This window comes from Bradyrhizobium betae (assembly GCF_004123905.1).
Lineage (GTDB): Bacteria > Pseudomonadota > Alphaproteobacteria > Rhizobiales > Xanthobacteraceae > Bradyrhizobium > Bradyrhizobium betae_A.
The window spans coordinates 1,006,056-1,018,384 of the sequence record NZ_MZXW01000016.1 but is presented as its reverse complement, the minus strand read 5'-3'; the positions used below and the strand labels follow the sequence as shown (position 1 = coordinate 1,018,384).

At 64.1% G+C, this 12,329-nt stretch carries 12 protein-coding genes; 6 read left to right on the top strand and 6 right to left on the bottom strand.

From position 1 onward, the window contains the following. Positions 1–45: 45 nt before the first annotated feature. The 3 genes from B5V03_RS15075 to B5V03_RS15065 all read right to left on the bottom strand — a co-directional run bounded on the left by B5V03_RS15075 (position 46) and on the right by B5V03_RS15065 (position 1,598). Positions 46–648 (bottom strand): YqaA family protein, encoded by a 603-nt coding sequence (locus B5V03_RS15075; protein ID WP_206736148.1) that lies wholly within the window; start codon positions 646–648, stop codon positions 46–48. A gap of 50 nt (positions 649–698) precedes the next feature. Continuing rightward, the gene (gene hisE / locus B5V03_RS15070; RefSeq protein ID WP_129271061.1) at positions 699–1,103 is read right to left on the bottom strand and encodes a phosphoribosyl-ATP diphosphatase; all 405 of its coding nucleotides are present in this window, start codon (positions 1,101–1,103) and stop codon (positions 699–701) included. Positions 1,104–1,220: 117 nt separating this feature from the next. Next, positions 1,221–1,598 (bottom strand): hypothetical protein, encoded by a 378-nt coding sequence (locus B5V03_RS15065; protein ID WP_129271060.1) that lies wholly within the window; start codon positions 1,596–1,598, stop codon positions 1,221–1,223. A gap of 227 nt (positions 1,599–1,825) precedes the next feature. On the opposite strand from B5V03_RS15065, the gene B5V03_RS15060 reads away from it, so the two are divergent. From B5V03_RS15060 to B5V03_RS15035, 6 genes are all read left to right on the top strand, one after another. Next, positions 1,826–2,875, top strand: coding sequence for an ABC transporter substrate-binding protein (locus B5V03_RS15060; protein ID WP_164988010.1), 1,050 nt, complete (start codon positions 1,826–1,828; stop codon positions 2,873–2,875). Between the two features lie 93 nt (positions 2,876–2,968). Beyond that, on the top strand, positions 2,969–4,765 hold the full coding sequence (locus B5V03_RS15055) for a glucan ABC transporter ATP-binding protein/ permease (protein ID WP_129271058.1): 1,797 nt from the start codon (positions 2,969–2,971) through the stop codon (positions 4,763–4,765). A gap of 176 nt (positions 4,766–4,941) precedes the next feature. After that, positions 4,942–6,399 (top strand): D-alanyl-D-alanine carboxypeptidase family protein, encoded by a 1,458-nt coding sequence (locus B5V03_RS15050; RefSeq protein WP_129271057.1) that lies wholly within the window; start codon positions 4,942–4,944, stop codon positions 6,397–6,399. Positions 6,400–6,593: 194 nt separating this feature from the next. Continuing rightward, positions 6,594–8,279 carry a long-chain fatty acid--CoA ligase gene (locus B5V03_RS15045; RefSeq protein WP_129271056.1) on the top strand — a complete coding sequence of 562 codons (1,686 nt, stop codon included), beginning with the start codon at positions 6,594–6,596 and terminating at the stop codon, positions 8,277–8,279. A 14-nt stretch (positions 8,280–8,293) separates the two neighbouring features. After that, on the top strand, positions 8,294–8,848 hold the full coding sequence (locus tag B5V03_RS15040) for a DUF924 family protein (protein ID WP_129271055.1): 555 nt from the start codon (positions 8,294–8,296) through the stop codon (positions 8,846–8,848). Between the two features lie 108 nt (positions 8,849–8,956). Continuing rightward, a complete protein-coding gene (locus B5V03_RS15035; RefSeq protein WP_007597501.1) occupies positions 8,957–9,442 on the top strand; it encodes a peroxiredoxin in 486 nt (161 codons plus the stop codon). A gap of 249 nt (positions 9,443–9,691) precedes the next feature. Here the strand turns inward: B5V03_RS15035 and rnhA are convergent, their stop codons facing one another. The 3 genes from rnhA to ispH are packed head-to-tail and all read right to left on the bottom strand — an operon-like array spanning position 9,692 to position 12,111. Further along, positions 9,692–10,156: a ribonuclease HI gene (gene rnhA / locus B5V03_RS15030; RefSeq protein ID WP_129271054.1), complete on the bottom strand. Its 465-nt coding sequence runs from the start codon at positions 10,154–10,156 to the stop codon at positions 9,692–9,694. Continuing rightward, complete coding sequence (locus B5V03_RS15025) at positions 10,153–11,136, bottom strand: homoserine kinase (protein WP_129271053.1); 984 nt, start codon at positions 11,134–11,136, stop codon at positions 10,153–10,155. Before B5V03_RS15025 ends, rnhA begins: the two co-directional genes overlap by 4 nt. Before the next feature lie 6 nt (positions 11,137–11,142). Then, on the bottom strand, positions 11,143–12,111 hold the full coding sequence (ispH, locus tag B5V03_RS15020; protein WP_129271052.1) for a 4-hydroxy-3-methylbut-2-enyl diphosphate reductase: 969 nt from the start codon (positions 12,109–12,111) through the stop codon (positions 11,143–11,145). Positions 12,112–12,329: the final 218 nt, after the last annotated feature.

Genomic DNA, 12,329 nt, shown 5'->3' with positions numbered 1-12,329 from the left:
ACGGCAACCGTAGCCGAAGCCGGCGCGGCGGCAAAGCGCCGTGGCTTAAATGAGTTTGATGGCGACTACGAAGCCAAGCACCAGTACGGCAGCACCGACCGCCACCACGAGGCCGAGATGCTTCTCGATCCGGACGCGGATCCAGTCGCCGTAGCGGTTGAGCAGGATGGCCACGATGAAGAAACGTCCGCCGCGCGCAACGATCGAGCACAGGATGAACAGGACGAGGTTGTAGCCGGCGAAGCCCGAGGTGATGGTGACGAGCTTGTAGGGGATCGGCGTCAGGCCCTTGAGCAGGATGATCACCGCGCCCCACTCGGCGTAAGAGGCGCGGAAGGCATCAACCTTGTCGCCGAGGCCATAGGCCTGGATCAGCCAGTGACCAACCGAGTCGAACAGCAGCGCGCCGATGGCGTAGCCGAGCAGGCCGCCAATCACTGAGGTCGCGGTGCAGACCGCCGCATAGAGCCAGGCGCGCTGCGGGCGCGCCAGCGACATCGGGATCAGCATCACATCCGGCGGGACCGGAAAAAAGGAGCTTTCTGCGAAAGCCACGGCTCCCATGATCCAGAGCGCGTAGGGCTTGTGGGCGGCGTCGATGCACCAGTCGTAGATACGTTTCAGCATGGCGCCGCGATGAAGCACCATGGGACGGATTTGTCCATCGTGAGTTTTGTGACGTTCCGGTGGCACTTGAATTAGTGGCGCTTGCGCGCGACGCGGCCCTCGAGCGCGGCAATTGGCCGCCTGGCGGCAACGCGGGGTGACGCGACTTTAGGCAGCTTCATCGGCGATTTCGGCAACTTCTCGGCGATGCCGAGCATGTCTTCCCGCCGCGCCATCTCGCGCCAGACATCCTCGGGGCGCACGCCGGCCGAGGCCCAGAGCACGGTGAGATTGTAGAGCAGGTCGGCGCTTTCCCGGATCACGGCTTCGCTGTCGCCATTGACCGCGTCGATGACGACCTCAATGGCTTCTTCGGCCAGCTTCTTCGCCATTTTGGATGGCCCACGCTGAAACAGCCGGGCGGTGCGCGATGTTGCCGGATCAAGGTCTCTGGCCGCGAGCACAGCCAGATATAGCCGCTCAAGCGAATCACTCATGGTACTGAAACTACTCTAAACCAATGGCGAGCGCGTTAACGCGCGACAGTAAAGGCAAGAAACCGGCCGCCGCAGCAAGCGCGACGGCCGGTTATGGTCAAGACTTGCTCGCCAAAGCTAGTAGCAGTTCGTGTGGTAGCCCTGACCGCAGAGCTCAGACGGGGCCGTGCCACCGTAGCGCTGATACTGGTAGTTCGGGCCCGGGCCGTAATAGGGACCGTAGGCGGGGCCGCTGTAATAGGCAGGACCGCCGTAATAACCATAGCCCGGCCCCGGACCGTCATCATAGGCGTAGGCGTTGCGGGTCGCGGCGATCGCAAGACCGGTGCCGACAATACCCGCAAAGGCCGCGGCAGCCGCTGCGCCGCCACCGCCGCCATGCCAGTGGCGGCCGCCGGCGTAGGAGGCCGTCGGGGCGACCGCGGTCAGCGCCAGCACCGCTGCGGTGGCGAGAACGGTCTTGCGGCCGGCAAACTTCGAAAATCTGTCAAACATGTCCTGGACCCTCCTTGGGACCTCGATTGGTGCCTGACGACAGGCTCATGTCTTTCAAACACCCGCATCCCATGTTGGGTTCCCGAACCCCAACAGAAGCTGAACGGGGTTGCGTGATCATGCCGCAACCGCCGCTCATCCGCCGTTCATGTTGGCGCGCGCAGGCTCGCTGCCGGCCGGCGCTGCGAGCGTCACGAAACCACAACAATGCGGGACCGGCGCGACTGATGTCAGGACTCAAGACGATCGCCTTTCGTGGCCTGCTGGCCCTTGCAATCGCGCTTGCCGCGTTGACGTCGCGCGATGTCGCAGCGGCCGAGACCACCGCGCCCTCCGCTGCGATCCACTTCACCTTCGATCGTCCGATCGATGCGAGCATGGCCTCGTTCTTCCTTGCCGCAAAGGACGGCGCGTTCGGCGCCGAACGTCTCAACGTCTCTTTCAACAGTGCCGCCGGATCGCCGGAGGCGCTTGCGCGCGTCGCCAGGGGCGACAGCGAGCTTGCGCTCGTCGACATCAACGAGCTGATCCGGTTTCGCGACAAGGACGATGCGGCGCCGGTGAAGGCGGTGTTCGTGCTGTTCAACCGCGCGCCCTACGCGATTGTCGCGCGCAGGAGCCGCGGCATTCACTTGCTACCTGATCTCGACGGCAAGACCGTCGGCATCGCCGACAGCGATCTGTCGATGCGGCTGTGGCCGGCGCTGGCACAGCAGAACGGCATCAACGCCTCGCGCGTGAAATTCCACAAGATCAGCGCTGCGGTGCGCGAGCCGATCCTGTCCGCAGGGCAAGTCGATGCCGTCGCCGGCTTCAGCCACCTCTCCGCGGTGAACCTGCGCGACCGCGGCGTGCCCGGCGGCGATCTCGTCGTGCTGCGCTATGCCGATTACGGCTGCGAAGCCTATGGCTTTGCCGTGGTCGCCAACCCCGCTTTCGCCGCGGCCAAGCCGGACGCCGTGAAGGGCTTCGTCCGCGCGCTGATCGCCGGCATCAATGCGACAGTCAAAGAGCCGGCGCGGGCGGCAGACGAAGCCGCAAGCCGCATCGACGATGGCGACCGCGACCTCGAGCTGGAGCGCCTGCGCACCGTGCTCGTCGACAACATCCTGACCGACGAGGTCAAACGCAACGGCCTCGGCGGCATTGAGCCTGCGCGCCTGGCGCGCTCGATCGACCAGATCGCTCAGGACTTCAAATTCCGCAAGAAGCCGGCTGTGGGTGATATCTTCGACAGCGGGTTCCTGCCGCCGGTCGAAAGCCGGCTGATCAACTGAGCAAAACCGAAAGCTTCCGCTGTATCTCGCGGGCAATCCCTGCTTAGAATATGGGCTCACTTGTTGACCTATGAGCCTGAGTTCGTCGCCCGCATGCCCATCCTCCGCCTCTACACCCGCGTTCTCGAGCTGCTCGGCAAGGAGGCGCGGCTCGGCTGGCTGCTCGCTGTCGCCAATTTGCTGCTGGCGGCCTCGCAGTTCGCGGAACCCGTGCTGTTCGGCCGGATCGTCGACGTGCTCTCCGGCAAGACGGTGGCCGGATCGAGTTCGGCCTGGCCGTTCCTGATAGCCTGGGTGGCGTTCGGACTATTCACGATCGGCTGTAGCGCCATCGTGGCTTTGCAGGCCGACCGGCTCTCCCACCGCCAGCGCCAGGCGGTGCTGACCGACTATTTCGAACACATTTTGCAACTGCCGCTGACCTTCCACTCCGGCACCCATTCGGGCCGGCTGATGAAAGTGATGCTCAACGGCACCGACGCGTTGTGGCGGTTGTGGCTGGGGTTCTTCCGTGAGCATTTTGCGGCGATCCTCTCGGTCATCGTGCTGCTGCCGCTGTCGCTCTATCTGAACTGGCGGCTCGCGATCCTGCTGTTCGTGCTCTGCGTCGTCTTCACGGCGCTGACCACCTTCGTCGTGCGCAAGACTTTTGGCATGCAGATGGAGGTCGAGGAGCATTACAGCGAGCTCTCCGCACGCGCCTCCGACGCACTCGGCAACGTCGCGCTGGTGCAGAGTTTCGTCCGCGTCGAATCCGAGGTGAAGGGCCTGCGCTCCGTCGCCGACGATCTGCTGGCGGCGCAGATGCCGGTGCTGTCATGGTGGGCGCTCGTCACCGTCATCACGCGCGCCTCCACCACCATCACGGTGCTCGCGATCTTCTCGCTCGGCATCGCGCTGCACGACCAGGGGCTCACCTCCGTCGGCGAGATCGTGATGTTCGTGAGCTTCGCGACGATGCTGATCCAGAAGCTCGAGCAGGTCGTGAGCTTCATCAACAACGTGTTCATGGAAGCGCCGCGCCTGCGCGAATTCTTCAACGTGCTCGATGCCGTGCCCGCAGTGCACGACCGGCCCGACGCGATCGATGCGGGGCGGCTCTCCGGCCTCGTCGAGTTCAACGACGTCACCTTCTCCTATGACGGCAAGCGACCGGCGATCGAGGACCTCTCCTTCACCGCACTGCCCGGCCAGACCATCGCGCTGGTCGGCCCTACCGGCGCCGGCAAATCCACCGCGATCGCGCTCCTGCATCGCGCCTTCGACCCGCAATCCGGCTTCATCAGGATCGACGGCATGGACGTGCGCGGCGTGACGCTGACATCGCTGCGACGAAACATCGGCGTCGTGTTCCAGGAAGCACTGCTGTTCAACCGCTCGATCGAGGAGAATCTACGCGTCGGCAAGCCCGATGCGACCGAGGCCGAGATGCGCAAGGCCGCCGAGCGGGCGCAGGCGCTCGACTTCATCGAGCGCAGCGGCGGCTTCAGTACCAATGCCGGCGAGCGTGGCCGCATGCTGTCCGGCGGCGAGCGCCAACGGCTGTCGATTGCCCGCGCGCTGCTCAAGGATCCGCCGCTCCTGATCCTGGACGAAGCGACCAGCGCACTCGACGCGGTCACCGAGGCCAAGGTGAATGCCGCTCTCGATGAAGTGATGAAGGGCCGCACCACCTTCGTGATCGCCCACCGCCTCTCGACCATCCGCAATGCCACGCGGATCCTGGTGTTCGAGAATGGCCGCGTGATCGAAAGCGGAACTTTCGATGAACTCGTGGCCAAAGGCGGCCATTTTGCCGAGCTCGCCAAGGCCCAGTTCATGGTTCAGGAGACGACACGGGCCAGGGTGACGGCTGCCGAGACTGCGGCGACTGCGGTCAAGTCCCCGTAGCACCGTCGAAATTCGGCCTATTTCATTGCGGAATACCGAGCCGATGCCCCTATTCTCGACGCAAGAGCCGGTATAGGTTTGCGACGCCGCAAGCGGCGGCGCCGGATTTCAGAACCGAACATCAGATCACGAGAACCGACCGGAACTGGCGGATCTCCAAGGACCGGAATCGGATAGTGCACGCCCTTCGCCCGCTGCTTCGCAAATCGCTGTTCAACCTGTTCGCTGCGACAATCGCATGCGCCGCGCTGCTCGCGCCGCGCGCGGCGAGTGCCGAAGCGTTGCTCCTGATCGAAGCCGACAGCGGCAAGGTGTTGCAGGCGGAGAACGCGACCATCCCGTGGTACCCGGCGTCCGTCACCAAGATCATGACCGCCTATGTGACGCTGAAGGCGGTGAAGGATGGCAAGCTCACGCTCGACACGCTGATCACGGTGTCGCCGACCGCCGCCTCGCAATCGCCGTCGAAGATGGGGTTCCGTCCCGGAACTCAGCTCACCGTCGACAACGCGCTGAAGATGATGATGGTCAAGTCGGCGAACGACATGGCCGTGGTGCTTGCCGAGGGCGTCGGTGGCTCGATCGACGGCTTCTCCGCGATGATGAACGACACCGCGCAGCGGCTCGGCATGACGCAGACGAGCTACGTCAATCCGAACGGCCTGCCCGCTGACGGCCAGATCACGTCGGCGCGCGATCTCGGCATTCTCGCGCGGTCGTTCCTGCGCGACCTGCCGGAATACGAATATTTCGTGCACATTCCGGCAATCCGCTTCGGCAAGCGCGTCACCGGCAATTTCAACAAGCTGATCGGCCGCTATCCCGGCGCCGACGGTTTCAAGACCGGCTTCATCTGCGCCTCCGGCTACAATCTCGTCGCATCGGCGACGCGCAATGGCCGCAGGCTGATCGCCGTCGTGCTCGGCGCCAACTCCGGCACCGCGCGCGCGGTGAAGGCTGCGCAGCTGCTCGAGCGCGGCTTCGCCCAAGACAATCTCACCTGGCTCCGCCCTTCGCTCGGCACCGTCGACAAGCTGGTGCCGGTCGATGCCTCGCCGCCGAATTTGCGCGAGGACATGTGCGGCGGCCATCGCAAGCGGCCGGCCAGCGACGATGACGATGCGCTGATCGCCACCAATGGCGGCACGTCCGGATCGGCCTCCGCCACCGGTGGCGAAGCCCAGGTCACCTTCTTCACCGCCGGCCTGCAGCCGCCGCTGATGAAGGCCTCCGAGCTGATGGCCACGGCGCCTGCGGCGGCCGAACCCGTGCTGGTCTATACCGGCCCGACCCGCACCGGCACCGCCCTGATCGCGGCGGTCGCGGCCGACGCCGACCAGCAGGCGACGCCAAAGCCGCGTGGCAAGAAGTCGCGCGTTGCCAAGAAGCCTGACGCGGCCGACAAGCCGAAAGACGCAGGCAAGGACGCCAAGACGGCGGCGGCGAAGCCGGATGCGAAACCCGACGCCAAGACGGCAGCGAAGCCAGCCGGGACCAAGCATGCAGCGGCCAAGCCTGACGCGGCGGCGAAACCTGCTGCAACGGCCGATCAGCCTGCCAAGCCGGCCAAGCCCAAGGCCGCTACCACGCCTGCGACCAAGCCCGCCGCAACCAAGCCGGCCAACAACAGTTAACGGCTCCCTCGCGGCAAGACTTCGCACCCGCGCTTCGCACTTGCGGCAATGCGGTTTGCGACGATTCCAGTAGCCACTCTCCGACCTTTGCCCTAAGCCTCAACGACTTGCCACCCGTTCCGGCAGGCTCGATACTGGCCGCAATGAGGCAAGCCCGAGACACAACGGGCTCTGGTAAATGAGGGGAGTTTTCCATGGAGCGCATCTGGCTCAAGCAATATCCGCCCGGCGTGCCTGCCGATATCGAGCCGACCCAATACGCATCGCTGGTCGACCTCTTGGAGGAGAGCTTCTCCAAGTTCGCTGACCGCAAGGCGTTCATCTGCATGGACAAGTCGATCAGCTATCGCGACCTCGACCAGATGTCGTTGGCGCTTGCCTCCTACCTGCAAGGCCGCGGCCTGCAACGCGGCGCCCGCGTCGCGATCATGATGCCGAACGTGCTGCAATATCCGGTTGCAACCGCCGCCGTGCTGCGCGCCGGCTTTGCGGTGGTCAACGTCAACCCGCTCTACACCCCACGGGAGCTCGAGCATCAGCTTAAGGATTCCGGCGCTGAAGCCATCATCGTGCTGGAGAACTTTGCCCACACCGTCGAGCAGGTGATCGCGAAGACGCAAGTGAAGCATGTCATCGTCGGCAGCATGGGCGACCTGCTCGGCTTCAAGGGCGTGATCGTCAACCTCGTCGTCCGCCGCGTCAAGAAGATGGTGCCGGCCTGGTCGCTGCCAGGCGCAGTGTCCTTCAACGACGCGATATCGGCGGGCCGCAGCCTGACGTTCAACAAGCCGAAGCTCTCACCCGGCGACGTCGCCTTCCTGCAATATACCGGCGGCACCACCGGCGTCTCCAAGGGCGCCACGCTGCTTCACCGCAACATCGTCGCCAATGTGTTGCAGAACGACGCCTGGCTTCAGCCTGCGATGGCAGCACCTCCGCATATCGACCAGCTCATGATCGTCTGCGCGCTGCCGCTCTATCACATCTTCGCGCTGACGGCCTGCTACCTGCTCGCGGTACGCGCCGGCGGCTGCAATCTGTTGATCCCCAATCCGCGCGACATCGCGGGCTTCGTCAAGGAGCTTGCAAAATACCAGGTCAACAGCTTCCCGGCCGTCAACACGCTCTACAACGGGTTGATGCACCATCCTGACTTCAAGAAGCTCGACTTCTCCAAGCTGAAGATCTCGAACGGCGGCGGCATGGCCGTGCAGCGCCCTGTGGCCGATCAATGGAAGGCAATTACCGGCTGCTTCATCGCCGAGGGGTACGGCCTGTCGGAGACTTCGCCGACGCTGACCTGCAATCCGGCAACGGCAACCGAGTTCACGGGTACGATCGGTATCCCAGTGCCCTCGACCTGGATCTCGATCCGTGACGACGACGGCAACGAGTTGCCGCTCGGCCAGCCGGGCGAGATCTGCGCCAAGGGCCCGCAGGTGATGTCGGGCTATTGGAACAGGCCGGAAGAGACCGCGAAGGTGATGACCGCGGACGGCTATTTCCGAACCGGCGACATCGGCATCATGGACGAGACCGGCTATACCAAGATCGTCGACCGCAAGAAGGACATGATCCTGGTCTCCGGCTTCAACGTCTATCCGAACGAGATCGAGGAAGTGATCGCGAGCCATCCGGGCGTGCTCGAATGCGCCGTGATCGGCGTTCCCGACAGCGGGTCCGGCGAGGCGGTGAAGGCGTTCGTGGTGAAGAAGGACCCGAACCTCGCAGCGGATGACGTGGTCAAGTTCTGCCGCGAGCAGCTCACCGGCTACAAGGTGCCCAAGCAGATCGAATTCCGCACCGACCTGCCCAAGACCAATGTCGGCAAGATCCTGCGCCGCGAGCTGCGCGACGAGAAGAAGGCTCAGGCGGCGTAAGCTCGCCTTGATCCATGACTGAAATCGGCGACATCACACCGGCCGGCATTCTCGCCTTCTGGCGCGAGGCCGGCCGCGACCACTGGTACAAGCGCAACGACGCGTTCGACGCAGAGGTCCGACACCGCTTTCTCGCGCTGTGGCAAAAGGCTGTCGCCGGCGAGCTGGCGTCCTGGGAGGCCAGCGACGACGGCGCATTGGCGCTCGTCATCGTGCTCGACCAGTTTCCCCGCAACATGTTTCGCGGCACACGCGAAGCCTTTGCCAGCGATGCACTGGCGCGCGACGTCGCCCGCCGCGCCATCGCGCGGGGTGTCGACAAGAGGATCGACCCGATCCTGCTCGAATTCCTCTACATGCCCTTCATGCATTCCGAGCACCTGCCCGACCAGCTGCATTGCGTTGCCTTGTTTCAAAGCACCGACAATACGGAAAACCTGAAATACGCCCGGGAGCATGCCGACATCATCCAGCGGTTCGGCCGCTTCCCCCACCGCAACCGCCTGCTCGGCCGGGACAGCACCGCAGATGAGCAGGCCTTCCTCGACAGTGGCGGTTTTGCGGGCTGATGACATCACGGTGAAGGGTCCCCGCCCCCACCGCAACCCCTTCAGGCAATATTGTGCAGCGCCGCCACACGGTCTAAAAAGCGGGACCGATTTTCAGGGAGACTGACGATGGCGATCCAGACTGGCGACAAGCTGCCCGAGGCGAAATTCCGCGTGATGACGGCGGAAGGCCCGCAGGTGAAGACCACCGACGATATCTTCAAGGGCAAGAAGGTGGCGCTGTTCGCCGTGCCCGGCGCCTACACCGGCACCTGCCACAAGATGCATCTGCCGAGCATCTTCCTCAACGCCTATGCCATGAAGGACAAGGGCGTCGACACCATCGCGATCGTCTCCGTCAACGACGCCTTCGTCATGAACGCCTGGAAGCGCGACACCGACCAGCGCGACGAGGCGATCTTCCTCGCCGACGGCAATGCCGACTTCGCCAAGGCGATCGGCATGGAGTTGGACGCCTCCGGCAACGGTCTCGGTATCCGCTCCAAGCGCTATTCGATGCTGGTCGAGGACGGCGTGGTCAAGAAACTGAACCTCGAAGCGATGCCCGGCAAGGTCGAAGTTTCCGGCGGCGATACGCTGCTCGGACAGCTCTGAGCTTTAGGCGCGGTATCTTCCAAGCACGACGTCATGCCCGGGCTTGTCCCGGGCATCCACGTTCTTGAGCGGAAAGGCGTCGATGGCCGGGTCGAGACCGGCCCTGACGATAGCCGCGGCGGCAGTTCCGTAGGGTGGGCAAAGGCGCGTTAGCGCCGTGCCCACCATCTTTCCTCGATTGAAAAGAAACGGTGGGCACGCTTCGCTTTGCCCACCCTACGAAACCGGGCTGCGCCGATAGCGCGTCGCCTACTCCGCCACCCGCTGCTGCAACCTCGCCTTGACGATCCCGTCGCGCGCGAGCTGATCGGCGCGTTCGTTCTCGGGATGGCCGGCGTGGCCTTTCACCCAGTGCCAGCGGACCTCGTGCGCCTTCAGCGCGGCATCCAGGCGCTGCCATAGCTCGACATTCTTGACCGGCTTCTTGTCGGCGGTGCGCCAGCCGTTGCGCTTCCAGCCGTGGATCCAGCCGGTGATGCCTTGCCGGACATACTGGCTGTCGGTGTAGAGATCGACGGTGCACGGTTTCTTCAGCGCTTCGAGCGCGGAGATCGCCGCCGTCAACTCCATCTGGTTGTTGGTGGTGTGACGCTCGCCGCCGTTCAGCTCTTTTTCCTTGTCGCCGAACTTCAGGATCGCGCCCCAGCCGCCCGGCCCGGGATTTCCCGAGCACGCGCCGTCGGTATAGATCGTGACGACGGGAAGCTCGCTCACGCGACCAGCCCTGACGGCATCAGCCCGTAATCGCGCACGCTGGAAACGCTCTGGTGGAAGCGCAGCTTGCGGACATATTCCAGGGGGTCTTTCGGCTTCACCAGCGCGCCCTCGGGCACGTTGAGCCAGTCGACCAGCCGCGTCAGCAGGAAGCGGATCGCAGCACCACGCGCCAGCAGTGGCAGCGCGGCCTCTTCCGCCTCGCTCAGCTTGCGCACCCGGCCATAGGCATTGAGGAAGGCACGCGCCTTGGTGACGTTGAAGGAGTGGTCCGGCTCAAAACACCAGGCGTTCAGGCAGATCGCGACGTCATAGGCCAGCATGTCGTCGCAGGCGAAGGTGAAGTCGATGATCCCCGACAGCTTGTCGCCGAGGAAGAAGACGTTGTCGTTGAAGAGATCGGCGTGGATCACGCCTTCGGGCAGATTGCTCGGCCAAACGCCGCCCGAGAGATAGTCGAGCTCGGCTGCGAGGAATGCGCGCAAGCCCGGCTGCACCTCGTCGGCCCGTGCCGACGCAGCATCGAACAGCGGCCGCCAGCCCGCAACCGAAAGCGCGTTCGCACGCTTGATCGCAAAATTGGCGCCGGCCAGATGCATCCTGGCCAGTCCCTCGCCGACGCCGGCACAATGAGCCGCATTCGGCTTGCGCGGCCAGACGCCTTCGAGAAAGGTGATGATCGCGGCGGGGCGTTCCGACAGCTCGCGCAGCGCCTCGCCGTCACGTCCCCTCACCGGCAACGGGCAATTGATGCCGTGCTCGGCAAGATGCGTCATCAGCGCCAGGAAGAACGGCAAATCGTTCTTCGCCACGCGCTTCTCGTAGAGCGTGAGGATGAACGACCCTTTGCTGGTGTGCAGCAGGAAGTTGGTGTTCTCGACGCCCTCGGCGATCCCCTTGTAGGAGAGCAGTTCGCCGATATCGTATTGCTTCAGGAAATCCGCAAGCTCGTCGGCGGCAACGTCGGTGTAGACCGCCATAAAAGTCTACTCGGCGGCGGCTTCGGGGCGCACCTGGCGCGGCAGCGGGAAGAACTCGTTCTCTTCCGCGGCCGAGACCGTCTCGACATGCAGCGTGAAGCGCTCGGCGAAGGCGTCCATGATCTCTTCGACGATCACCTCCGGCGCCGAGGCGCCCGCAGTGATGCCCAGGCTGGTGATTTTTTCGAACCGCTTCCAGTCGATTTCGGCGGCACGCTGCGCCAGCACCGCGATCGGGCAGCCCTCGCGCTCGGCGACCTCGCGCAGACGCTGCGAGTTCGAGGAGTTCGGCGCGCCGACCACGATCAGGGCGTCGACCACCGGCGCCACTTTCTTCACCGCGAGCTGGCGGTTGGTGGTGGCGTAGCAGATGTCTTCCTTGTGCGGCCCGTTGATGTTCGGGAAGCGCTCCTTCAGAAGCGCCACGATCTCCGCGGTGTCGTCGATCGACAGCGTGGTCTGGGTCACGAAGGCGAGGTTGTTCGGATCCTTCGGCGCGATGGTCTTGGCGTCGTCGGCGGTCTCGATCAGGGTGACGGCGCCGACCGGCAACTGGCCGAGCGTGCCGACCACTTCGGGATGATGCGAATGGCCGATCAGGAAAATCTCGCGGCCGCGCTTGAAATGGATCGCGGCCTCGCGATGCACCTTGGTCACCAGCGGACAGGTCGCGTCCAGCGAAAACAGATTGCGGGACGTGGCGTCGGCCGGAACCGATTTCGGCACGCCATGGGCCGAGAACACCACCGGCGCGGTGGTGTTTTCCGGGATTTCGGCGAGCTCCTCGACGAAGATCGCGCCCTTCTTTTTCAACCCGTCGACGACATACTTGTTGTGCACAATCTCATGGCGAACATAGACGGGGGCACCGTATTTATCGAGCGCCCGCTCGACGGTGTCGATCGCGCGGACCACCCCGGCGCAGAAGCCACGGGGAGAACAAAGCACGATCTTGAGGTCTGGTTTGGCTGACATTGAGCGATCTCGGGACCGAATCACCCGTTTCGCCTTCTGGCGGGGGCGGTCGATGAATGGAAAGGGCTAAGGTACGAGCTTACAGGGACTTTAGAGGGAATTGGGCCCCCTTTCGGGCGCTGTCAAGGCACTATCTATAGCAGAACCATTGCGTGGCTACCCCCTCCCGGCTTATATAGCGCGAATTCCCTGTCATCGCTGATGACCACCGGCTTCGC

Coding starts and splice junctions, on each gene's coding strand:
- B5V03_RS15075 (WP_206736148.1), bottom strand. CDS start 648: ATGGTGCTTCATCGCGGCGCCATGCTGAAACGTATCTACGACTGGTGC.
- hisE (WP_129271061.1), bottom strand. CDS start 1,103: ATGAGTGATTCGCTTGAGCGGCTATATCTGGCTGTGCTCGCGGCCAGA.
- B5V03_RS15065 (WP_129271060.1), bottom strand. CDS start 1,598: ATGTTTGACAGATTTTCGAAGTTTGCCGGCCGCAAGACCGTTCTCGCC.
- B5V03_RS15060 (WP_164988010.1), top strand. CDS start 1,826: ATGTCAGGACTCAAGACGATCGCCTTTCGTGGCCTGCTGGCCCTTGCA.
- B5V03_RS15055 (WP_129271058.1), top strand. CDS start 2,969: ATGCCCATCCTCCGCCTCTACACCCGCGTTCTCGAGCTGCTCGGCAAG.
- B5V03_RS15045 (WP_129271056.1), top strand. CDS start 6,594: ATGGAGCGCATCTGGCTCAAGCAATATCCGCCCGGCGTGCCTGCCGAT.
- B5V03_RS15040 (WP_129271055.1), top strand. CDS start 8,294: ATGACTGAAATCGGCGACATCACACCGGCCGGCATTCTCGCCTTCTGG.
- B5V03_RS15035 (WP_007597501.1), top strand. CDS start 8,957: ATGGCGATCCAGACTGGCGACAAGCTGCCCGAGGCGAAATTCCGCGTG.
- B5V03_RS15025 (WP_129271053.1), bottom strand. CDS start 11,136: ATGGCGGTCTACACCGACGTTGCCGCCGACGAGCTTGCGGATTTCCTG.
- ispH (WP_129271052.1), bottom strand. CDS start 12,111: ATGTCAGCCAAACCAGACCTCAAGATCGTGCTTTGTTCTCCCCGTGGC.